Source organism: Cupriavidus cauae, assembly GCF_026210475.1.
In the GTDB taxonomy this organism is placed as follows: Bacteria; Pseudomonadota; Gammaproteobacteria; order Burkholderiales; family Burkholderiaceae; genus Cupriavidus; species Cupriavidus cauae.
Map to the genome: position 1 here is coordinate 2,312,192 of NZ_CP080293.1, position 22,297 is coordinate 2,334,488.

Genomic DNA, 22,297 nt, shown 5'->3' on the forward strand with positions numbered 1-22,297 from the left:
CTCCTTACGCGGCCGCGCCGGGCACGGCCATCAGCCGCAATCCCCACAACGCACCGAAACAGACGAGGTTGGCCGCGCCCAGCCAGAGCCAGGCGGCGCGGCTGCTGGAAAACAGCAGGCTGGTGCTGATGATGGCGACCCACAGCGGCAGGCTGGCGGTCACCGCGCCGATGATGCCGCTCTGCCAGCCGCCCGGCAGCCACAGGATGGCGAGCGTGCAGACCGCCAGCGACAGCGGGAAGCCGAGCAGCGTGCCGGCCAGCCATTTGGTGCCGATGCCGCCGTTCATGCCGCCTCCTCGCCGCCGCGGCGCTTGTGCAGATAGCAGCCGAGGAAGGGCCACAGCGACAGGCCGGTGCCAAGCGTGGCCAGTGTCGCGGCGATGGCCGAAGGCCAGCTGTGCTCGACCGACCAGCCCACGGCGCCCGAGCACGTCAGCACGATGCCGAGCCACACCATCATGCGGCGTTGGGGCGGCTGGCGCAGCAGCACCTGATTGGGACCGGCCAGATACAGGCAGGCAGCGCCCGCCAGGCCGAGGAGAGCGGCAAAGAGTTGCATCGCAAGATTTTGTTACGGAATTCAAAACACAAATGGTAATGATTCGTATTTGGCGATGCAAGTTATTGATATTGTTTGCAATGTATTGATAGACGGGGGAGGCGTGCTGGCGGCGGAGGTTGCCCTCTCCCCGCCCTGTCCCGCAGGCGGGAGAGGGAGACCCCAGCCGGCACAGGCGGGAGAGGGAGAACCCAGCCGGCACAGGCGAACCGAGCGCGATCGGCATCACAGATGGCAACGGCAAACCGAGCTCCCCTCTCCCGCTTGCGGGAGAGGGGCTGGGGGAGAGAGCGGTAAGGCGGTGGAGGACTACCAGTGGACTACCGGGGGACTACCGATGGGACTACAGGGTGGACCGGCAGCACAGCCGACCGCGCCAAATCAATCCGCGAACAGATTCAGCAACCCATCCAGCCCGACATGATTGAACGCAACGCTGGCCTGCGCGCGTACCACGGGCTTGGCGCGGAAGGCGACCGACAGGCCGGCGATCGCCATCATCTTCAGGTCGTTGGAGCCGTCGCCCATCACGATCGCCTGCCGCGGATCGGCGCCGATCGCCTCGCAGGCTTCGCGCACGGTGCGGGCCTTGACCTCGGCATTGACGATTTCGCCTTCGACGCGGCCGGTCAGCTTGCCGTCGACGATCTCCAGCGTATTGGCGCGGGTGAAGTCCAGGCCCAGCCGGGCCTTGAGTTTTTCGGTGAAGTGGACGAAGCCGCCCGACACCAGCAGCGTGCGCAGGCCCGCCGCGCGCGCGGCCCCCAGCATGCGCTCCGCGCCCGGCGACAGCCGCAGTCGTTCCTCGTAGACCCGGTCCAGCACGCTGGCATCCAACCCCTTGAGCAGCGCGACGCGGCGCCGCAGGCTTTCGTTGAAGTCGGTGATCTCGCCGCGCATCGCGGCCTCGGTGATCGCCGAGACCTCGGCCTTCAGCCCGCAGAAATCGGCGATCTCGTCGATGCACTCGATCGTGATCAGCGTCGAATCCATGTCCATCGCCACCAGCCGGAAGTCGGACAGCTTCCGGTGCGTCGGCAGCACGGCCCAGTCGAGCCGGCGCGGCGCGCAGAACGCCTCCAGCGCATCGCGCAGCCGCGCGTCGAGCGGCGCGCAGGCCTCGGCGGTGGCGACGGTGTCGCCGCGCAGGCTCAGTCCGGGCGCGTCGGCAAGGATGCGCAGCGCGTCGATATCCGCGGAGGCGATGGGTTGCAGGCTTTGGACGATCAGGGGCATGAGAGAAGTTGGAATCTTGCGTCGTCCCCGCGCAGGCAGCGATCCAGCGGCTTGTCCCGCCGGCAGCGGCGCCGAAGCCGCCGGGCCCCGCATGCGCGGGGACGACGGTGCAGGGCACGGGGGACGGTGAAAGGACGCTATTGTAATCGCCCCGCGCCTGCCCCTGCGCCATGCCGATCAGCGCTGCGCCATCGTCATGAAGTCGACCGTCAGGTTCGACAGCGCCCGCACGCCGTTGATCAGCGCCGGCTCATCGACGTAGAACTCCGGCGAGTGGTTCGACGGCGCCTTGGTGACATCGGTGCCCTTGGGGGTCACGCCGAGATTGAAGAACAGGCCCGGCACCTTCTCCTGGTAGAACGAGAAGTCCTCCGACGCGGTCGCCTTGGGCGCCAGCATCCAGTTGCCGTCGCCGGCCACGCGCTTGAGCGTCGGCGCCATCTTCTCGGTCAGCGCGGGCTGGTTGACGGTGGCGTTGTAGAGCTCCACCACGCGGAAGGTCGCCTCGGCCCCGGTGCTGGCCGCGATCGACTCGGTGGTGCGTTTCATGCGCGCATGGATGTCCTTCTTCATGCCCTCGTCGTAGGTGCGGATGGTGCCCATCATCTCGACCTTCTCCGGCACGATGTTCATGCGGTTGCCGCCGTGGATCGTGCCGACGGTGATGACCGAGGGCTCGAGCATCGCATTGACCTGCCGGCTCTGGATGGTCTGCAGGCCGAGCACGATCTGCGACGACACCACGATCGGATCGATGCCGCCCCACGGACGCGCGCCATGGGTCTGGCGGCCCTTGACGTCGATCCAGAACTGGTCGGCCGCCGCCATCGCCGGGCCGCTGCGCCAGGCCAGCTTGCCCGACTCGATGCCGCTGCTGACATGCAGGCCGAAGATCGCATCGACCTTCGGGTTCTCCAGCACGCCCTCGGCCACCATCTGCTTGGCGCCCCAGATATTGGTGCCGTCCGGTTCGATGTCCGCCGGGCTTTCCTCGGCCGGCTGGAAGATGAATTTCACCGTGCCGGGCAGCTGATCCTTCATGCCGGCCAGCACCTCGGCAGTCGCCATCAGGATCGCGACGTGGGTGTCGTGGCCGCAGGCGTGCATCACGTCGACCTCCTTGCCGAGGTACTTGCCCTTGGCCTTCGAGGCGAACGGCACGTCGACGCGCTCCTTGACCGGCAGCGCGTCCATGTCGGCGCGCAGCGCCACCACCGGCCCCGGCTTGCCGCCCTTGAGCAGGCCGACCACGCCGGTCTTGGCCACGCCGGTCTTGACCTCCATGCCGAGCTTGCGCAGATGATCGGCCACCAGCTTCGCGGTGCGCGTCTCGTAGTTGCCGAGTTCGGGATGCTGGTGGATGTCGCGGCGCCAGGCGATCAGGCGCGCCTCGGCTGCCTTGGCGCGCGTCTCGATCTGCGCGTGCAGCGCGGGATCGCCGGTGCTCGCCTGGCCCGGCGAGGCCGCGGACGGTGGGGCGGACGGCGTTGCAGCCGATGTGGCCGGCGGCGCGGTCTGCGCCAGCGCAGGCGAGACCAGGGCCGAGCCGCACAGCAGGCTGGCCGCGGCGGCCAGCGCCGGGATGGCGGCCGGCAGGGGCAGGAAGCGTCGGGAGCGGGCGAAAGCGGGGGAGCGGCGTGCTGCCATGTCGAGTTCTCCTTTGATGTCGTTGTGGTCGTTGTGGTCGTTGTGGTCGGTGTTGCTGCCGATGCGGCGGCCGACATTGCGGTCGACGTTGCGGCTCGCGTTGCAACGGGGCCTCTGCGTGCCCCTTGTCGATGCGGCCGGGCCATCGGCGGCCCGGCCGTTCAGGCCATCGGTGAGAAGGCGCGATGCGCCTCCGGGAGTGGATGTCTTTGGTGTGCTGGCGTGCCGGCGTGCCGCCGTGCCGGCGTGCCGACGGAACCGTCAGGCCGCGATGCGCAGGCTGTCGACGACCTTGTGCAGGAAGGCCTCGCATTGGGCGAGCTGCTCCAGCGCGACGAACTCGTCGGCCTTGTGGGCCTGCTGGATGTCGCCGGGGCCGCAGACCACGGCCGGGATGCCGGCGCGCTGGAACAGGCCGCCCTCGGTGGCGTAGGCCACCTTGCTGATCGCGTTGTCGCCGGTCAGCGCCCGCACCAGCTGCGTGATGGCATCGCGCTCGGCGGCGTCGAGCGCCGGCGCCGCGGCGATGCGCGTGATGCTCAGGTCCGCGTCGGCATGCTCGGCGCGCATGCGGGGCAGCAGCACGTCGTTGGCATAGGCCTCGATGCGCGCGCGGATCGCTTCCGGATCGACGCCCGGCAGGTTGCGGTACTCGAACACGAACTCGCACAGCGCCGGGATCGTGTTCAGCGCGATGCCGCCCTGAATGGTGCCGGTCGACGCGGTGGTGAAGGGCACGTCGAAGGCCTCGTCGTACGGGCCCTTGGCGCGGAACTCGTCGGCCAGGTCGCGGATGAAGCAGATCAGCCGCGCCGCGTATTCGATCGCATTGACGCCGCGCGGCGTCAGCGACGAATGCGCGGCCTGGCCCCTGACGCAGCAGCGATAGGCGTTGATGCCCTTGTGGGCGACGATCACTCGCATGCTGGTCGGTTCGCCGACGATGCAGCCGGCCGGCTGGATGCCACGCTCGCGCAGGTCGTCGATCAGATAGGGCGCGCCCATGCAGCCGACCTCCTCGTCGAACGACAGCGCATAGTGCACCGGTTCGCGCAGCCGTGCCTGCAGCAGCGCGGGCAGCAGCGCGAGGCTGGTGCCGATGAAGCCCTTCATGTCACAGGCGCCGCGGCCGTAGAGTTTGCCGTCGCGCAGCGCCGGGCGGAACGGATCGGTGCTCCAGTCCTGGCCGTCCACCGGCACCACGTCGGTATGCCCGGACAGCACGATGCCACGCTGCTCGCTGCCGTCGGCGGCGGGCACGGTCACATGCAGATTGGCCTTGTTGCGCTGCGGGTTGTAGCTCAGGTGGGGCTTCAGGCCTTGGGCCACGAAGTGGTCGCGCACCGTTTCGATCAGGCCGAGATTGGACTCGCGGCTGGTGGTGTCGAACGCGATCAGCCGGCGGGTCCAGTCGAGGGCGGAGTGTTCGGGGGCGTCGGCGAGGGCGTCCGTGGTGGCGTCGATGAGGGCGCCGGCGGGGGCAGGGGTATGGGCTGACATGCGGCAGGATCACGCTGATGGATGTCCGATCCTACACCCGGATATGTGCCCGGGTCCACTTTGCCGCTCCGCGAGCCCTCTCCCCAGACCCCTCTCCCGCTGGGCGGGAGAGGGGAGCCTGCTGCCGGCGTCGGCCTCTGCCGAAGCGCCGCAAACCGGCTCCCTCTCCCGCATGCGGGAGAGGGTCGGGCAGAGGGTCGGCGAGGGGGTCGGCAAGAGGGTCGGCAAGAGGGTCGGCAAGAGGGTCGGGCAGAGGGCCGGCGAGAGGGCAACCGGCCTCCGCCGCCCCTCAAGCCAGCTGCCGCAGCGTCTGCTTGATCGTCTGCGCGCGCACCGCCACGTCGGGCATTTTCGCCTCGATGCGCAGCTTGTCCTGTCCGGCCAGCTTGATATGCCGGTTCTTCTGCACCAGGTCGATGATGCGGATCGCATCGATCGGCGGATTCGGCACGAACTGCACGCTGATCGAGGCCTCGCCGGCGTCGATCTTGCGCACGCCCAGCGGTACCGCCGCGATGCGCAGCCGGTGCGTTTCGATCAGCGCCTGCGCCTGCGCGGGCGGGCGGCCGAAGCGGTCGACCAGCTCCTCGTGGATATCGTCGACCTGCTCGGGACGCTCGCAGTTGGCCAGCCGCTTGTACAGCGACAGCCGCTCGTGCACGTCGGTGCAGTAGTCGCTCGGCAGCAGCGCCGGCGTGCCGAGGTTGATCTCGGTGGTGGCCGCCAGCGGCGCCATCAGGTCCGGCTCCTTGCCCGCCTTCAGCGCCTTGACCGCGGCGTTCAGCATGTCGGTGTACAGCTGGAAGCCGATCTCGTGGATCTCGCCCGACTGCTTGTCGCCCAGCACCTCGCCGGCGCCGCGGATTTCCAGGTCGTGCATCGCCAGGTAGAAGCCCGAACCGAGCTCCTCCATCTGCTGGATCGCCTCGAGCCGACGCTGTGCCTGCCTGGTCAGACCTTCCGGATCGTGCACCAGCAGATAGGCGTAGGCCTGGTGGTGCGAGCGGCCGACGCGGCCGCGCAGCTGGTGCAGCTGCGCCAGGCCGAACTTGTCGGCGCGGTGGATCAGGATCGTGTTGGCCGACGGCACGTCGATGCCGGTCTCGATGATGGTCGTGCACAGCAGGATGTTGGCGCGCCGCGCGACGAAATCGCGCATCACGCGTTCCAGCTCGCGCTCGTGCATCTGCCCGTGCGCCACCGCGATGCGTGCCTCGGGCACCAGCTCGGCCAGCCGCGCGCGCTTGTTCTCGATGGTCTCGACCTCGTTGTGCAGGAAGTAGACCTGGCCGCCGCGCTTGAGCTCGCGCAGGATGGCCTCGCGCAGCACGCCGTCTTCCTCGCGCCGCACGAAGGTCTTGATCGCCAGCCGCTTCTGCGGCGCGGTGGCGATCACCGAGAAGTCGCGCAGCCCTTCGAGCGCCATGCCCAGCGTGCGCGGGATCGGCGTCGCGGTCAGCGTCAGCACGTCGACCTCGGCGCGCAGCGTCTTCAGCGCTTCCTTCTGGCGCACGCCGAAGCGGTGTTCCTCGTCGATGATGACCAGCCCCAGCCGCTGGAAGCGCACGTCGTCGGACAGCAGCTTGTGCGTGCCGATCACGATATCGACGGTGCCGTCGTTGATCTGCTTGATTGCCGCGTCGACCTCCTTCTTCGTCTTGAAACGCGACAGCTCGACGATGCGCACCGGCCAGTCGGCGAAGCGGTCCGACAGCGTCTGGAAATGCTGCTCTGCGAGCAGCGTGGTCGGCGCCAGCATCGCCACCTGCTTGCCACCCATCACCGCGACGAAGGCCGCGCGCAGCGCCACCTCGGTCTTGCCGAAGCCGACGTCGCCGCAGACCAGCCGGTCCATCGGCTTGCCCGAGGTCATGTCGGCGATCACCGCGGCGATTGCCGCGGCCTGGTCAGGCGTTTCCTCGAAGCCGAAGCTCTCGGCGAAGGTCTCGTAGTCCTTCGGCGACAGCGCGAAGGCATGGCCCTCGCGCAGCGCGCGGCGCGCGTACAGGTTCAGTAGTTCGGCCGCGGTATCGCGGATCTGCTGCGCGGCGCGGCGCTTGGCGCGTTCCCACTGGCCGGAGCCGAGGGAATGCAGCGGCGCGGTATCCGGATCGGCGCCCGAATAGCGCGAGATCACGTGCAGCTGGTGGACCGGCACATACAGCTTGCTGCCCTTGTCGTAGTCCAGATGCAGAAATTCCTCGTCGCCCTGGCCCATGTCGAGCGTGACCAGGCCCTGGTAGCGGCCGATGCCGTGTTCGCTGTGCACGACCGGGTCGCCGATCTTCAGCTCGGCCAGGTCGCGCACCATCGCGTCGACGCTGCTGGCCTGCTCCTGCTTGCGGCGGCCGGCGCGGCGCGCGGTATTCGCATAGAGCTCGGCCTCGGTGACGAAGGCCAGGCCCGGCTGGCCGTCCATCGGCGGCAACGCGAAGCCGCTCTGCAGCGGCGCCACCGCGATTCCGAACGGCGCGTCGCCGGCGAGGAAGGCCGCGCAGTCCTCGACCGGATGCGGACGCAGGCCGCTGTCGGCGAACAGCTGCAGCAGCGTCTCGCGGCGGCCCGCCGAATCGGCGCACATCAGCACGCGAGCCTGCTTGCGCAGCAGCAGCGCCTCGAGATTGACCAGCGGGTCCTCGGCGCGGCGATTGACCGAGACGTCGGGCAGCGGGGCCGACAGCGGAGCGGCGTCGGCGCCGGCCGGGCCCTGCTGCAGCACCAGCCGCGCCAGCGGCTTGGCGGCGCTGAAGAACTGCTCCTCGCTCAGGAACAGCTGCGCGGGCGGCAGCAGCGGCCGCTCGCGATCGTGCCGCATGAAGTCGTAGCGCTGCTGCGTATCGGTCCAGAAGCGGCGGATCGCCTCGTCGATCGCGCCGACAAAGGCCAGCTGCGTGCCGGCCGGCAGGTAGTCGAACAGCGTCGCCGCCGCGTCGAAGAACAGCGGCAGGTAGTACTCGATGCCGGCCGACGGCACGCCGTTGCCGATGTCCTTGTAGATCGGCGACTTGCTCGGGTCGCCCTCGAACACCTCGCGCCAGCGGCCGCGGAACGCGGTGCGCGCGGCCTCGTCGAGCGGAAACTCGCGGCCGGGCAGCAGGCGCACCTCCTTGACCGGATAGAGGCTGCGCTGCGTGTCCGGATCGAACGCGCGGATGGTCTCGATCTCGTCGCCGAACAGGTCGATCCGGTACGGCAGCGCCGAGCCCATCGGGAACAGGTCGATCAGGCCGCCGCGCACGCTGTATTCGCCGGGCCGCATCACCGCGCTGACATGCTCGTAGCCGGCCAGCGTGAACTGCGCCTTCAGCGCGGCCTCGTCAAGCCGTTCGCCCTGCTTGAAGAAGAAGGTATAGGCGGCGAGGAACGCCGGCGGCGCGAGCCGGTACAGCGCGGTCTGCGCGGGCACCAGCATCACGTCGCACTGGCCGGTCTGGATGTCGTGCAGCGTCGCCAGGCGCTCCGACACCAGGTCCTGGTGCGGCGAGAAGCTGTCGTAGGGCAGGGTCTCCCAGTCGGGCAGCACGCGCACGCGCAGCTCCGGTGCGAACCACGGGATCTCGTCGGCCAGCCGCTGCGCGTCGACCGCGTTGGCGCACATCACCGCCAGCATCGGCATCTGGCCGTGGTGGGCGCGGGCATAGGCGGCCAGGGCCAGCGCATCGGCCGAGCCGTGCAGGCCGGCGACCTGATGGCGCTGGCCGGCCTTGACCAGCGGCAGCTGAGTGGAAACGGGGAGCGCGGAAGGCGATTTGGCGTCGGACATAAAGCGGTTCGGTTCAAACGACGACACCCCGCCGGCAGCGCGGGCGGGGGTGTCGAGAAGAGGGTCGTATTATAGAATGCGCAGCGCCCGGCCATCCGGCGTCGCATACCGGCGCCGCATTCCCGGTGCAATGCTCGCTGCGCGCCGGCTGCATTCCGGCTGCACGCCGGCTCCACGCCTGGTGCATACCGGCCGCTTTCGTGCCTTCCCTTTATCCGTCAGTCCGCCGCATGTCCGAACGACGTTTTGCCCTGATTCCCTGTGCCGGCAGCGGCAGCCGCGCGGGCGCCGGCCTGCCCAAGCAGTATCGCGAGCTGGCCGGCCACCCGATGATCTGGTACGCGCTGGCCGCGTTCTCGGCGTGCGAGTCGATCAGCGCCACCGCGCTGGTGCTCGCGCCCGACGATCTGCCGCTGGAGGCGCGCTTCGGCTCGGCGGCCTTTGCCGGCCTGCGCTTCGATACCGCCTTCGTCGGCGGCCAGTCGCGCCATGAATCGGTGCTCAACGGGCTGCGGCATCTGGTCCAGCTGGGCGCCGAGGACCAGGACTGGGTGCTGGTGCACGATGCCGCCCGGCCGGGGCTGACGCCGCTGATGATCGAGACGCTGATCCGCGCGGTGGAAGGGGACGATGGCGACGGCCCCGACGCGGCGATTGGCGGCATCCTGGCGGTGCCGGTGCCCGATACGCTCAAGCGTGCCGAGGCCGAGCCGCAGCCGAGCGAGCCGTCGCAATCTTCCCAGCCGTCCCAGCCTTCGCAGTCCTTGCAGCGCTCGCAGCCGTCCCGCATCGGCGGCACCGTGCCGCGCGAAGGGCTGTGGCAGGCGCAGACGCCCCAGATGTTCCGCGTCGGCGTCCTGCGCCAGGCGCTGGAAGACGCGCTCGCCAGCGGCGCGGTCGTGACCGACGAGGCCAGCGCGATCGAGCGGCTGGGCCTGAAGCCGCGGCTCGTCAACGGCTCGCTGCGCAATTTCAAGGTGACCTATCCCGAGGACTTCGCGCTTGCCGAAGTCCTGCTCGGCGGCCCGTCCGCCGCCCCTTCTGCTGGTTCTTCTGGAGACCGATCGCGATGATGCCCTTCGATATCCGCGTGGGACAAGGCTACGACGTGCACGCGCTGGTGCCGGGCCGCAAGCTGGTGCTCGGCGGCGTGGAGATCCCCCACGATCGCGGCCTGCTCGGCCATTCCGACGCCGATGCCTTGCTGCACGCGATCACCGACGCCCTGTTCGGGGCCGCGGGGCTGGGCGACATCGGCCGGCATTTCCCCGATACCGATCCGGCCTTTGCCGGCGCCGACAGCCGCGCGCTGCTGCGCGAGGCCGTGCGGCGCGTGCGCGAGGCCGGTTTCGAAGTCGGCAATGTCGATGCGACGGTGATCGCGCAGGCGCCGAAGCTGGCGCCGCATATCGGTGCGATGGTGGCCAATCTGGCCGAGGATCTGGGTATCGCGGCCGGCCGCTGCAACGTCAAGGCCAAGACCAACGAGAAGCTGGGCTTCGAAGGGCGCCAGGAAGGGATCGTCGCGCAGGCGGTGGTGCTGCTGTGGCGCGGCGCGATCGTCGCGCCGCAGGACTGAGCAGGCTGCGGGGGGCATCGTCGCACCCGCAGGACCGAGCAGGCTGCGCGGCGCCGTCGTCGCGCCACAGGACTGGACGTGCTGCGCGGCGCCGTCGTGCGGGCCTGCGGGCCGTTACAGGCCCGGCTGCGGCGCGTCGGCTTCCTTCGGCTCGATTGCGTAGACGTAGTCGACCAGCCGTTCCAGCGGGCCGGAGCGCGCGCCGGCCTCGGTCCGTTTGACGAAGCCCATCTGCTGGCACAGGCGGTTGGCGGCGCCCATTTCCGGCATGGTGCGCACCACCAGCGCCTGCGCGCCGATATCGCGCGCACGCTCGATGCAGATCTGCATCAGCGTGCGGCCGAGACCCAGGCCGCGCGCCTGCGGGCTGACCGACAGCAGCCGCGCCTCGGGCAGGGCCAGCGTCACCGTGCTGCCGTCCAGGGCCTGCAGCGTCGCGCCGGGATGGCAGAACAGCACCGCGCCGCTGATGCCGTGATCGGTCTCGGCAACCCACCATTCCATATCGGAAGTATTGGTCGCCAGCACCGAGCGCATGCCCTGCTGGAACGACGCGCGGCAGTCCTCCATGATTTCGAGCTCGTACTGCGCATACGCTTCCTGCGTGACCGCGGCGATCTGGCCCCAGTCGGAAGCCGTGGCGAGACGATAGTGGAAATGCGGCGAGGAGGGCGAGGGCAGTTGGCTCATGATGGTCCGCGAAGCAGAATCTGCCTCGATTGTAGGCCGGACCGTGCACAAATGCAGTCGGAGAAATGCGGACGCGGGCGGGGCGCGCGGCGGACGCGGAGTCGGGTTCGCGGGGCCTGAAATGCCGATGGCCGCGCGGGGCGGCCATCGACGAACATCGACAAACATCGGCAACAAGGGCCCGTAGAAAACCCTCGCAAGGACTGCCGTGGCGTGGCGAGGCCGGCAGAAGCCCTCCGCGTGTGCCGCCTTACTCGGCGGCGATCACGTTGGCCGCGGCCGTGATCACGGCCGCGATACGGCCGACATCGCGCAGCTGCTGCGAGGTCATGCCCTGTTCGTTCTTCAGCAGCTCGTAGTGCGAGCGGATGCAGAAGTGGCACTTGCCGACGATCGACGCGGCCAGCGCGTACATCTCGAAACGGCGCTTGTCGACGCCGCCGTGGGTCGCATACGCATTCATGCGCAGGCCGGCGGGCTGGCTTGCCAGATCGGGATCGGCGGCCATCTCGACGTACGGATACCAGACATTGTTCATGCCCATCAGCGCGGCCGCGGTCAGCGCGCCGTTCAGCTCTTCGGGCGACAGCACGCCGGCGTTGCGGATCGCGTCGACGATGATCTTGCTCTTGGCGGCGAAGGCGGCGGCCAGCGCGACGCCCACCGCATCGTTGCCCTCCAGCGAGGAGCGTGCGATGGTGCCGTCCAGGTTCAGGCGGATGTCCTTCGCATAGTCGGGAATGAGATTCTTGATCGTGTTGAGGAATTCCATCAAATTCTCCTATCGCTTTGGGCGAAAAAAACCCGCGTGGGCGGGTTTCGGTGCGCACTGGGGCGCGTTGCCGGCGGCGATGCCGCCGGCAACATCGACAAGGCGCGAATTACAGCGTGGCGCCGCCGACAGCGCGGTTGCACGGGCACAGCTCGTCGGTCTGCAGGCCGTCCAGAATGCGCAGGATTTCGTCCGGGTTACGGCCGACGTTCAGGTTGTTCACCGACACGTGCTGGATGGTGTTGTCCGGGTCGACGATGAAGGTGGCGCGCAGCGCAACGCCGGCATCCTTCTCGCGCACGCCCAGCTGGTCGATCAGCGAGCCGGTGGTATCGGCGAACTGCCACGAGTTCAGCTTGTTCAGGTCCTTGTGTTCACGGCGCCATGCCAGCTTGACGAACTCGTTGTCGGTCGAGCCGCCCAGCACGACAGCGTCGCGGTCGGCGAAGTCCTGGTTCAGCTTGGCGAAGGCCACGATTTCGGTCGGGCACACGAAGGTGAAGTCCTTCGGGTAGAAGTAGATGATTTTCCACTTGCCTTCGAACGACTTCTCGGTGATGTCTTCAAAGGCCGACTGGCCGTTTTCTTCGTGGGCGTTGAAACCCGGCTTGACACCGACGACGTGGAACGGTTCGAGCTTGTCACCAACGGTCTTCATGGACTTCTCCTGGATACGGTTGAACAGACGCCAGCGGGGCATCGCAAACGGCCATCGTCGAAGACGATTTTCTGGGGCCGCTGCGCGTGCCACGCAACGAATGGGAAGTATGCAGCATCCTGTCCGGCACGGCTAATTGAAAATCTCAAAGAGCCCGATAGCCGGCCGAGCTGCGAGGGACGGCGCGAAAGCGGCGTGGCACGCCGGCTTGCGCCGTCCGGCAACGATACACGATCGCGATGACGGAACGGCGACGCGGCGCGTTTCGGGCGCTCATCTGCCCTGAGTCAGAAGCGAGTCAGGCGTTCATCGGGCTCGCATCGGGCCTGCATCGGGCCTGCATCGGGCCTGCATCGGGCCTGCATCGGGCCTGCATCACGCGCGCCGGAAACACGCGCTGACCACCAGGCCGCTGCCCGGCGACGGCCGATTGGTCAGCACCAGGCGGCCGCCGTTGCGCTGCATGATCCGGTTGACGATCGACATGCCCAGCCCCGCGCCCTTGGCCTCGCTGCGCGCCGCGTCGAGCCGGTAGAACGGCCGCGTCAGCAGCGGCAGCTGGGCCTCGGGCACGCCGTCGCCATGATCGGCCACCACCAGCATCGCCTCCTTGTCATGGCTGCGCGTGGTGATCTCGACCTCGGCGATGCCGCTGTCGGGATGCTTGGCATAGCGGCGCGCATTCTCGACCAGGTTGTCGAGGATACGCTGGACCTCCATCCGGTTGGCCATCGCCATCACCGGCTCGGGCGCATGCACGCGGATGCGGATGTCGTCGTGCGCGGCATAGACGTTCACCGCGTCGCGCACCAGCGAGGACAGGTCCACCGGCTCGCTGCTCTCCTGCGCGGGGCGCGCGTAGTTCAGGAACTGGCCGATGATCGCGTCCATCTGCTCGATGTCGGCGATCATCGCCTCGCGCGTGGTGTCGTCGACCGGGGACATCTCGGTCTCGAGTCGCAGCCGCGTCAGCGGCGTGCGCAGGTCGTGCGAGATGCCGGCCAGCATCACCACGCGGTCGTCGTCGAGCTGGCGCAGGTCGCGCACCATCTGGTTGAAGCTGTGGTTGGCCTGCGCGACCTCGCTGGCGCCGCGCTCCGGCAGCGGCGGGGGATCGCCCCCCGAACCGATCGCGCGCGCGGCATCGGCCAGGCGCTTGAGCGGCCGGTTGACCCGCGCCGTGATGAAGGCCGAGCCGAAGATGGACAGCAGCACCGCCGCCACGGTCCACCACAGCCATTGCAGTCCGGGCACGCGTTCGAAGCGCTCCGGGCTGATCGCCACCCAGTAGTCGTCGCCCTCGATCTCGAAGCTGACCCAGACGCCCGGAATGTCGTTGACCGTGGTGGCGATCACGGTATCGCCGCCCAGCCGGCTGCGGATTTCCTGCTGCACCAGCTGGGTCAGGAACGGATTGGCGGTGGGCGTGGTGAAGTCGTCGTCGCGCTCGCGCGGATAGACCTTGATGCCTTCGTTCTGCACCAGGTCCAGCAGCAGGAAACGACGCCGCGCGGGGTCGGAATAGAGCAGGGCCGCACGCGTGAGCTTGACCACGCTGACCACCTGCATCGCGATCTGCTGCGCCCGAGGGGCGCGTTCGAACAGCCGGTAGCTCTGAAACCAGATGCCCAGCGAAATGGCCAGCAGCAGCGCGATCAGCATGAAGGTCCGCCAGAACAGCGAACCGAAGAAACGCGTGGCCGTGCGGCGTATCACGGTCGCCACGATAACGGCCGGGACTTACTTCACGCCATCGGGAATGAAGACGTAGCCCAGCCCCCAGACGGTCTGGATGAAACGCGGATTGCCCGGATCGGGTTCGATCAGCTTGCGCAGGCGCGAGATCTGTACGTCCAGGCTGCGGTCGAACACTTCGTATTCGCGGCCGCGCGCCATTTCCATCAGCTTCTCGCGCGACAGCGGCTGGCGCGGATGGCGGGCGAACACCTTGAGCACCGAGAACTCGCCGGTGGTCAGCGTGATTTCCTCGTCGTTCTTGGTCAGCGTGCGCGTGGCCAGGTTCAGCACGAAATCGCCGAAGGCGAAGGTCTCCGGCGTTTCCGACGGGGCGCCGGGCACTTCGGCCGGGCCCTTGCGGCGCAGCACCGCGTGGATGCGCGCGATCAGTTCGCGCGGGTTGAACGGCTTGGGCAGATAGTCGTCGGCGCCCATCTCGAGGCCGACGATGCGGTCCACGTCCTCGCCCTTGGCCGTCAGCATGATGATCGGGGTCTGGTCGTTGGCGCCGCGCAGACGGCGGCAGATCGACAGACCATCTTCGCCCGGCATCATCAGGTCGAGCACGAGCAGGTCGAAACGCTCGCGCAGCCAGAGCTTGTTCATGGCGGTGGCGTTTTCCGCGACCAGCACGGTAAAGCCTTGCTCGCCGAGATAGCGGCGCAGCAGATCGCGGAGACGGGGGTCGTCGTCCACGACGAGAATCTTGTGGCTGGTATTTTCCATGGCGCTAATCTTAGCGAGTCTCGCTAGGGGTCAAAATGGCTTAACAAAAGGTTACATACTTTACCTTGCGGCTCGCCAAGTGCACAGCGGGCAGCGTTTACACTGCGCGCTGCCCGCAAAGGGCAAATCGGTCAGCCTCGATCCGGGAGCCTCTGGCGTCGTCCAGCGGAAGCCCGAACCGGGCAAGCCCCAGACCGCCATTATCAATGAAAGCGAAATCCACCCGGTCCGAACCGCGCCGCGCCTCCGGCGCCCGACGCCGTGTCGCCGGAGCCCTGCTTGCGCTGCTGCTGCCGTCGATGCTGCTGCATGCCGCCAGCGCGTCCGCGCAGTCGCCGGGACTCGGCGCGCTGCTGCAGGGTCACGGGCGCCATCCGGGCCGGGGCGCGGAGGGCTATCCGGGGCATGCGCGCAAGGACCGCGAGCGCCCCCCGCCGCGCGAGACCCGGGGCCGCGCCAACCGCCAGCGCGCCGAGCGCGAGGCCGGCGAGCGGCCGGGCCGCGGCGGCAAGCTGTCGGCCGACGAACGGCGCAAGCTGCGGCAGAGCCTCTACGACATCAGCAGGGAGATGTACCAGGGCAACTGAGCGGCAATGGCATCCGCCCTGCCTTCGCCCATGCCCGCGGTCTTTTCCCTCCCGCGCAAGCGCAAAGCGAGCGATGGCTCCATCCGCGCGGCGCCGTTCACCGCGGCTTGAAATGCCGCAGGAAATCGACAAACACCTCCGCCGCCAGCTGCGCATCCTCGGCGGTGATCGTCTCCAGCGGGTTGTGGCTGATGCCGCCGTTGCCGCAGCGGACGAACAGCATCGCCACATCGGTGATCCGCTGCATCATCATCGCATCGTGCCCGGCGCCCGACGGCAGCTCGAAGGCCTGCAGCCCGCGCTTGTTCAGCACCGCCGCGAACTGCGCGCGCAGCCACGGCGCGCACGGCGCGTTGTTGACCGGCGGCACCCGTTCCACCTCCGCACGCACGCCGCGCCGCGCCGCGATCGCCTCGATGCCGGCGACGATATCGGCGATCGCGGCCTCGCGCACCGCGTCCTCGCCGGCGCGGATATCCATCGAGAAGTGGCACGCGGCCGGAATCACGTTGCTGGAGCCGTTCGGCACCTGCAGCTGGCCGACCGTGCCGACCAGCGTCGGCGCCTGGCCGCAGCGCGACTCGACCAGCAGCACCATTTCGGCGGCCGCCGCGGCGGCATCCTTGCGCATCGTCATCGGCGTGGTGCCGGCATGGCTGGCCAGCCCTTCGACGCGCACCTGGAAGCGGCTGCTGCCGGCGATCTGCGTGACGATGCCCAGCGGCAGGTCATGGTGCAGCAGTACCGGTCCCTGTTCGATATGTACTTCGACGAAGCCGAGCAGCGTCGCCGGATCGACCGCCGCCGCGCGCAGCGCATCGGGATCGCCGCGGCCCGGCAGGTCGGATTCGGCCAGCGCCTGCGCCAGCGTGATGCCGTCGGCGTCGGCGCGCGCCAGCAGCGCCGGATCGAAGCGGCCGGCGAGCACGCTGCTCGCCAGGAAGCTGGTCTTGAAACGCAGCCCTTCCTCCTCGGCGAAGCCCACCACGTCGAAGTGATAGGGCAGCCGGATGCCGGCCTCGTTCAGCGCGCCGACCACCGCGATCGGCAACAGGATGCCCAGGCGCCCGTCATAGCGGCCGCCGTTGCGCACCGTGTCGAAATGCGAGCCGGTCATCAGCACCTTCGCGTCGGGACCGGCCGACGGATCGGCCTCGTAGCGGCCGATCACGTTGCCGATCGCATCGACGCGCACCTGCATGCCGGCCGCGCGCATGCGCTCGGCGAGCATGGCCGCCGCGGCGCGGTGAGCCGGCGTCAGATAGGCGCAGGTCAGGCCGCCTTCCATATCGGAGAAGCGCGCGAGCGCGTCGGCGGCATCGAGAATGGACTGGCCCAGGGAAGGAGAGGGGGAATGCATGTGCTGGCTCTTCGGTACGTCGGTGAAAAGGGGAGTCATGCCGTCGGGGCGGACGGCACGCGTTCGCGTTGCAGCAGCGCCGCGGCCGCCGAGCCGCTGCGCGTCGCCGCTTCGATGGTGGCCGGGTAGGGGCCATAGGCGCCACAAGCTCCGCCCGGTTCGGCCCGCCCGTCGGTATAGTCGCCCGCCAGCGCCAGACCCGGCACGCCGATATCGTTGCCGGGACGCGCCAGGCCGGGCACGCAGCGGAACGTGGCCAGGCGTTCGGCGATCACGAACTCGCCGCGCGCTTCGGCAAGGCGCGCGGCATCGGGTATGACGGGCGCCAGTTGCGCGGCAAGTTGCGCGCGCACGCGCCGCGCCAGCTCGCCCTGCGGCAGCGCGGCGGCATCGTCGGCGGCGCTGATGACGACCGACCAGACGTTGTCGCGGGCTGGGTCCTGCAAGGCGCCGTGGTACTCGCTGGACAGCGCGGCGCGATCGAAGACGAATTGCCCCGGCGCGGCGGCGCTGGCGTCGAGCGCCAGGAAAGGACGCGGCAGACGCAGCGCGCCGACGTTCAGATACAGCGTGACGATCGGCACATGGTCGAAGGCGTGCAGCGTCGCGGCGGCGGCCTTCAGTGCGGCGGCGTGGTGCGCGACCGGGTGCGCGGCCGGGTCCGGGCCCAGCGATATCTGCGCCAGCAGCCGTGCCGCCTGCCGCGGCGCGGTGGCGATGATCAACTGCGCGACCTCCTGCTGGCCGGAGGCGGTCCGCAGCACCCAGCCGCGCGCGCTCCGCGCGATCGTCTGCACCGCGGCGCCGGTCCGGACCGTGCCGCCCGCGGCCACGATCGCCTGCGCGGCGGCTTCGGGGAACAGCCGGCTCAGGTCCCAGCGCGGTACCAGCATGTCGCTGTCGTCGCGCGCCGCCAGCAGGCTGTCGCGCAGCACGCGGCGGAACACGCGGGCATCGGCCTGCTCGGCCGGCGTGTTCAGCGCGGCCACGCACAGCGGGAACCACAGCCGCTGCTGCAGCGCGGGCGGCGCGTGCGCCAACCATGCGGCAACGGTCTCGCCGGCAGAGTCGGTGGAGTCGGCAGAGGGGACGGAGTTCGAGGACGTGGTGGACGTGGTGGACGTGGCGGGCGCGGCGGGCGCGGCGGGCGCGGCAGAGGCGGTCGAGGCGGCCGAGGCGGCAGAGGCGGCAGAGGCGGCAGAGGCGGCGCCGTCGGCGTGCTCGGCTTCGTTGTCCGCGCGCAGCAGCGACAGCACCTTCGCCAACGCCGCGCGCTCATGCCAGCCGAGCCCGCGCGCGGTCAGGCCCATGCCGACCAGATGCCAGGGCGCGGGCAGGCGCGGCGCCTGCAGCCGCCAGCCGTCGGCGTAGGCCATCTGCAGCGGCAGCCGCAGCAGCGCGGCATCGGGATCGACGCCGGCGCGGCGCATCAGGGCAAGGGTATGGCGATAGGCGCCGAGCAGAAGATGCTGGCCGTTGTCGAGTTCGCCCGCGACCTGCGGATGGCGGCGGGCGACACGGCGCGCGCGGCCGCCGAGCACCGGCGCGGCTTCGAACACATGGACCACGCGGCCGGCCTGCGCCAGTTCGAGCGCGGCGGCCATGCCGGCCCAGCCGCCGCCGATGATGCCCACCGAGCCGTCTGCGCCCACCCAGCTCACCGCATCCGCAGCGCCTGCAGCACCCGCAGCACCCGCAGCACCCGCAGCACCCACAGCGCCCACAGCGCCCGCAGCACCCACAGCACCCACCGCACCCACCGCACCCACCGCACCCACCGCACCCACCGCACCCACCGCACCCACAGCGCCCACAGCGTCGACCGCGCCGCCGGCTTGCGGCGACACTGCGTCGGGCGTGGCGGGGCGTTCTGCCATCGCGGTGCTCAGCGGTTGCGTATCCACGTCTTCCATGCGATCCACAGCTTGCGCATGGGTGTCAGCGAGATGCGCTGGTTCAATACCTGGAAGCCGCTGGCCTCGATCTCGTCGAGCAGGGCGTGGTAGATCGCGCCCATCAGCAGCCCCGCACGCTGCGCGCGGCGGTCGGTATCGGGCAGCAGCGCCAGCGCCTCGCGGTAGAAGGTGCGCGCGCGCTCGGCGTGATAGGCCATCAGCGCGACGAAGCGCGGCGAATGCCGGCCCTGCATGATGTCGGCGGCCGGCACCTCGAAGCGCTGCAGCACATTGACCGGCAGATAGAGGCGGCCGCGCCGCGCGTCCTCGCCGACGTCGCGGATGATATTGACCAGCTGCAGCGAACGCCCGAGCTTCTCGGCGAATTCGAGCGTGCGCGGGTCGCGGTAGCCGAAGATGCGCGCGCTCATGGTGCCGACCACGCCGGCCACGCAATGGCAGTAGCGGTCGAGGCCGGCCTCGTCCAGATAGCGCGTCTGCATCAGGTCCATCTCCATGCCTTCCAGCACCTCGGCGAGCATCGGCTGCGTCAGGCCGCAGGAGGCCAGATGCGGCTGCAGCGCCAGCGTGGTCGGATGGGTGGGGGCGCCGGCAAACAGGCGGTTCAGCTCGCCGTGCCACCAGGCCAGCTGTTGCTGGGCGACGGTCAGGTCCTGGGTTTCGTCGACGACGTCGTCGACTTCGCGGCACCAGGCATAGAGCGCGGTGATGGCACGCCGCCGTTCCGGGGGCAGGAACAGGAAGCTGTAGTAGAAGCTGGAGCCGCTCTGGGCGGCCTTGTCTTGGCAGTACTGATCGGGCGTCACCGGTCTCGGGCTCGCTAGGGACACACTCGGGGCTTTATCTGGGCTCAATCCGGCTTGATCCAGCTCTGTTCGGGCTCAGGCGGCGTTCAACGCCTGATCTCAATGAGCGGGCTTGCTCGGCGCGGTGCCGGTCCGGTAGCGCGCTGCCGCCCGCCATGCCAACAGCAGCCAGTCGGCGGGCCCGAGCGTCGGACGGCGCCGGAAGACATCGTAGCCGACGGCCTCGATGCGTTCCAGCACGCGCAGGCCGCCTTGCACCACCAGCCGCAACTCCCAGCCGATGCGCCAGTCCGCCGTCCGCGGCAGGTCCAGCGCGAGCGAAGCGCCGGATTGTAGCATCGCCTCCGTGCGCATCTTCAGCTCTTCCATCAGCGCCAGCCAGCGCGCGTCGCAGCGGCCCTCGGCCAGCGCGTCGTCGTCGACGCCGTGGCGCGCCATCGCGTCGGCGGGCAGGTAGACGCGGCCGCGCGCGAAGTCGATCGCGACGTCCTGCCAGAAGTTGACCAGTTGCAGGCCGGTGCAGATCGCATCGGCGCGCGCGAAGCGGTCCGGCGTGGCCGCGCCGTACAGATGCAGCATCAGCCGGCCGACCGGATTGGCGGAGCGGCGCGAGTAGTCGAGCAGGCTGTCCCAGTCGGCATGGCGGTGCACGGTCACGTCCTGCCGGAAGGCGTCGAGCAGGTCGTGGAACAGCGGCAGCGGCAAGCGGTATTCGGCGATGACCTCGGCCAGCGCGCGCATCATCGGCGTGCCCGGATCGGTGCCGGCGTCGATGCGGTCGAGCGCATCCGACAGCGCGCCGAGCGCGGCCAGGCGCTCCTGCGGCGTGGCATCGCCCTCGTCGGCGAGATCGTCGGCGGTGCGGGCGAAGCGGTAGATCACCGCCACCGGCCGGCGCAGCCGCCTGGGCAGCAGCACGCTGGCGACCGGGAAGTTCTCGTAGTGGCCGATGGCCAGGCCGTCGGGGGCGGCTGCGGAGGGCGGCGTTGGCATCGGCATCGGGGTCTGGATTGGGATCGTGTCGGCGGCGGCGGGCTCGCCGGGGTTGGACATGGCCGCAGCATTGTAATCACGGGCGCGCCCACGGGCACCTGGAAGCCACGCAAACGCCGCGCATGTGCCGCTTTCCACCCTACCGATAGGGGGCATGCGGGCACGCATCGGACGCCAAATAGCGGGTAAATCCCCGGTTTCGGTCCTCAAATCAGTCCATTCGTCGCGTCGCGTTTGACGCACCCCGAACGGCTGGATATATTGCTGACCGGCCGGTTATTTACTGCCGGGCCCGCCGTCCCAGGGGCGGCGCCATCGTCGTGTCGCGCGGCAGCGCTGCTGCTCGCCGCCAGTCCGGCCGTGCCGGCGCACGTCGCCTCTCGTCATGCCGTTGCACCCGTCTTATCGCCATCCCATGCCAGTGCCTTGTCCCGGGCCGGAAGTCGCGGCCGTCAACGCTTTCAGGACCTCGCCGTCGATCGTCGGCGCGGTGTTGCTCGGTGCCGTACTGGTGCTGGGCGGCTGCTCGCGCGAGCCCGAGCGCGCGCCGGAGGTCCGGCCGGTGCGTCTGCTGCAGCTGCAGTCCGCCACCGGCCAGTCCTCCTACGAGTTCTCCGGCGACGTGCGGCCGCGCATCGAATCCCGTCTCGGTTTCCGCGTCGGCGGCAAGATCGCCGCGCGCCTGGTCGACGTGGGCGCCACGGTGCGGCGCGGGCAGCCGCTGGCCCGGCTCGATCCGACCGATCTGAACCTGGCCGAGCAGGGCTCGCGCGCGCAGTACGAGGCGGCGCGCACCGACCGCGACCTGGCGGCCGCCGACCTGAAGCGCTACAACGACCTGTTCGCCAAGGGCTTTATCAGCGCGGCCGAGCAGAACCGGCGCCAGGCCAGCTACGAGGCCGCGGCCGCGCGGCTGCGCCAGGCGGAGGCCGCGCTGCGCGAGCAGAGCAACCAGACCGGCTATACCGTGCTGGCCGCGGACGCCGACGGCGTGGTCACCGCGATCGATGCCGAAGTGGGGCAGGTGGTCAGCGCCGGGCAGTCGGTGGTGCGGGTTGCGCAGACCGCCGAGAAGGAGGTCGCGATCGGCCTGCCCGAGGATCAGGTCGATTGGCTGCGCGACATCCGCGACGTCAGCGTGCGGACCTGGGCCGAGCCCGACCGCATCCTGCCGGGCCGCGTGCGCGAGATCGCCGCGGCCGCGGACCCGGTCACGCGCACCTACGCGGCGCGCATCACGGTGCCCAATCCGCCCGCCGACCTCAAGTTCGGCATGACCGCGATGGTCACCTTCGTGCGGACCGGCGCGTCGCCCGCGGTGCGCGTGCCGCTGACCGCGCTGCTGCAGCAGCAGGGCACGAACCAGGTCTGGGTCTACGACGGCGCGGCCGGCAGGGTGCAGCCGGTGACGGTCACGCTGGGGCAGCCGATCGGCAACGAGATCGAGGTCAGGAGCGGACTTCGTCCGGGCCAGACCATCGTCACCGCGGGCGTGCATCTGCTCAAGCCGGGCCAGAAGGTGCGGCCGCTGCAGTCGGTCGCGTCCGCGTCGGCGCCTGGCGCGGCCGCAGGCACGGCAGCAGGGACGGCGACGGCTTCGGCGTCGGCGCCGGGATCGACGGGTACCGCGGTTCCGTCCGCTGCGCCCGCCACTGCTCCGGCCAGCGCACCGACCAGCGCGCCGGCAAGTGCCCCGGCCAGTGCGCCGGCCCCTGCGCCCACCAGCGCCCCGGCCAGCGCGCCGACCGCTCGCAGCTAAGGGCGCC

The 22,297-nt window shown here is 69.7% G+C and carries 19 protein-coding genes; 4 read left to right on the top strand and 15 right to left on the bottom strand.

Annotation, left to right across the window (positions count from 1 at the left end):
- Positions 1–4: 4 nt before the first annotated feature.
- The 6 genes from KZ686_RS10450 to mfd all read right to left on the bottom strand — a co-directional run bounded on the left by KZ686_RS10450 (position 5) and on the right by mfd (position 8,707).
- Complete coding sequence (locus KZ686_RS10450; RefSeq protein ID WP_149318875.1) at positions 5–289, bottom strand: hypothetical protein; 285 nt, start codon at positions 287–289, stop codon at positions 5–7.
- Complete coding sequence (locus tag KZ686_RS10455; protein WP_149318874.1) at positions 286–561, bottom strand: hypothetical protein; 276 nt, start codon at positions 559–561, stop codon at positions 286–288. The genes KZ686_RS10450 and KZ686_RS10455 overlap by 4 nt, the downstream gene beginning before the upstream one ends.
- Before the next feature lie 381 nt (positions 562–942).
- Positions 943–1,797 (bottom strand): phosphoserine phosphatase SerB, encoded by an 855-nt coding sequence (gene serB, locus KZ686_RS10460; RefSeq protein WP_265632331.1) that lies wholly within the window; start codon positions 1,795–1,797, stop codon positions 943–945.
- Positions 1,798–1,974: 177 nt separating this feature from the next.
- Complete coding sequence (locus KZ686_RS10465; protein WP_223819569.1) at positions 1,975–3,444, bottom strand: amidohydrolase; 1,470 nt, start codon at positions 3,442–3,444, stop codon at positions 1,975–1,977.
- A gap of 261 nt (positions 3,445–3,705) precedes the next feature.
- Complete coding sequence (gene argE, locus KZ686_RS10470) at positions 3,706–4,944, bottom strand: acetylornithine deacetylase (RefSeq protein ID WP_265632332.1); 1,239 nt, start codon at positions 4,942–4,944, stop codon at positions 3,706–3,708.
- Positions 4,945–5,233: 289 nt separating this feature from the next.
- Complete coding sequence (mfd, locus tag KZ686_RS10475; protein WP_265632333.1) at positions 5,234–8,707, bottom strand: transcription-repair coupling factor; 3,474 nt, start codon at positions 8,705–8,707, stop codon at positions 5,234–5,236.
- Positions 8,708–8,937: 230 nt separating this feature from the next.
- Here mfd and KZ686_RS10480 point away from each other — a divergent pair, with 230 nt between their 5' ends.
- Positions 8,938–9,780 (top strand): IspD/TarI family cytidylyltransferase, encoded by an 843-nt coding sequence (locus KZ686_RS10480; protein WP_265632334.1) that lies wholly within the window; start codon positions 8,938–8,940, stop codon positions 9,778–9,780.
- Entirely contained in the window at positions 9,777–10,286 is a 510-nt protein-coding gene (gene ispF, locus KZ686_RS10485; protein WP_150083058.1) for a 2-C-methyl-D-erythritol 2,4-cyclodiphosphate synthase, read from the top strand. Before KZ686_RS10480 ends, ispF begins: the two co-directional genes overlap by 4 nt.
- Positions 10,287–10,400: 114 nt before the next feature.
- On the opposite strand, the gene KZ686_RS10490 is transcribed toward ispF, so the two are convergent.
- The 5 genes from KZ686_RS10490 to ompR form a co-directional block, all read right to left on the bottom strand.
- On the bottom strand, positions 10,401–10,976 hold the full coding sequence (locus tag KZ686_RS10490; RefSeq protein WP_053821940.1) for a GNAT family N-acetyltransferase: 576 nt from the start codon (positions 10,974–10,976) through the stop codon (positions 10,401–10,403).
- Positions 10,977–11,226: 250 nt separating this feature from the next.
- Positions 11,227–11,748 (bottom strand): carboxymuconolactone decarboxylase family protein, encoded by a 522-nt coding sequence (locus KZ686_RS10495; protein ID WP_006576349.1) that lies wholly within the window; start codon positions 11,746–11,748, stop codon positions 11,227–11,229.
- 109 nt (positions 11,749–11,857) lie between these two features.
- Complete coding sequence (locus KZ686_RS10500; RefSeq protein WP_053823112.1) at positions 11,858–12,406, bottom strand: peroxiredoxin; 549 nt, start codon at positions 12,404–12,406, stop codon at positions 11,858–11,860.
- Positions 12,407–12,781: 375 nt separating this feature from the next.
- The gene (locus KZ686_RS10505; protein ID WP_265632335.1) at positions 12,782–14,131 is read right to left on the bottom strand and encodes an ATP-binding protein; all 1,350 of its coding nucleotides are present in this window, start codon (positions 14,129–14,131) and stop codon (positions 12,782–12,784) included.
- Positions 14,132–14,146: 15 nt separating this feature from the next.
- Entirely contained in the window at positions 14,147–14,869 is a 723-nt protein-coding gene (gene ompR / locus KZ686_RS10510) for an osmolarity response regulator transcription factor OmpR (protein ID WP_006576352.1), read from the bottom strand.
- Between the two features lie 206 nt (positions 14,870–15,075).
- On the opposite strand from ompR, the gene KZ686_RS10515 reads away from it, so the two are divergent.
- On the top strand, positions 15,076–15,456 hold the full coding sequence (locus tag KZ686_RS10515; protein WP_150083054.1) for a hypothetical protein: 381 nt from the start codon (positions 15,076–15,078) through the stop codon (positions 15,454–15,456).
- A 97-nt stretch (positions 15,457–15,553) separates the two neighbouring features.
- On the opposite strand, the gene KZ686_RS10520 is transcribed toward KZ686_RS10515, so the two are convergent.
- The 4 genes from KZ686_RS10520 to hpnC form a co-directional block, all read right to left on the bottom strand.
- Positions 15,554–16,816 carry a Zn-dependent hydrolase gene (locus KZ686_RS10520; protein ID WP_149318949.1) on the bottom strand — a complete coding sequence of 421 codons (1,263 nt, stop codon included), beginning with the start codon at positions 16,814–16,816 and terminating at the stop codon, positions 15,554–15,556.
- A 35-nt stretch (positions 16,817–16,851) separates the two neighbouring features.
- On the bottom strand, positions 16,852–18,468 hold the full coding sequence (locus tag KZ686_RS10525) for a hydroxysqualene dehydroxylase (protein ID WP_265632336.1): 1,617 nt from the start codon (positions 18,466–18,468) through the stop codon (positions 16,852–16,854).
- A gap of 233 nt (positions 18,469–18,701) precedes the next feature.
- Positions 18,702–19,538, bottom strand: a complete 837-nt coding sequence (gene hpnD, locus KZ686_RS10530) for a presqualene diphosphate synthase HpnD (RefSeq protein ID WP_149318868.1) — start codon at positions 19,536–19,538, stop codon at positions 18,702–18,704.
- A 99-nt stretch (positions 19,539–19,637) separates the two neighbouring features.
- Positions 19,638–20,531 carry a squalene synthase HpnC gene (gene hpnC, locus KZ686_RS10535; protein WP_226107036.1) on the bottom strand — a complete coding sequence of 298 codons (894 nt, stop codon included), beginning with the start codon at positions 20,529–20,531 and terminating at the stop codon, positions 19,638–19,640.
- A gap of 415 nt (positions 20,532–20,946) precedes the next feature.
- Here hpnC and KZ686_RS10540 point away from each other — a divergent pair, with 415 nt between their 5' ends.
- On the top strand, positions 20,947–22,290 hold the full coding sequence (locus KZ686_RS10540; protein WP_226106503.1) for an efflux RND transporter periplasmic adaptor subunit: 1,344 nt from the start codon (positions 20,947–20,949) through the stop codon (positions 22,288–22,290).
- Positions 22,291–22,297 lie beyond the last annotated feature (7 nt).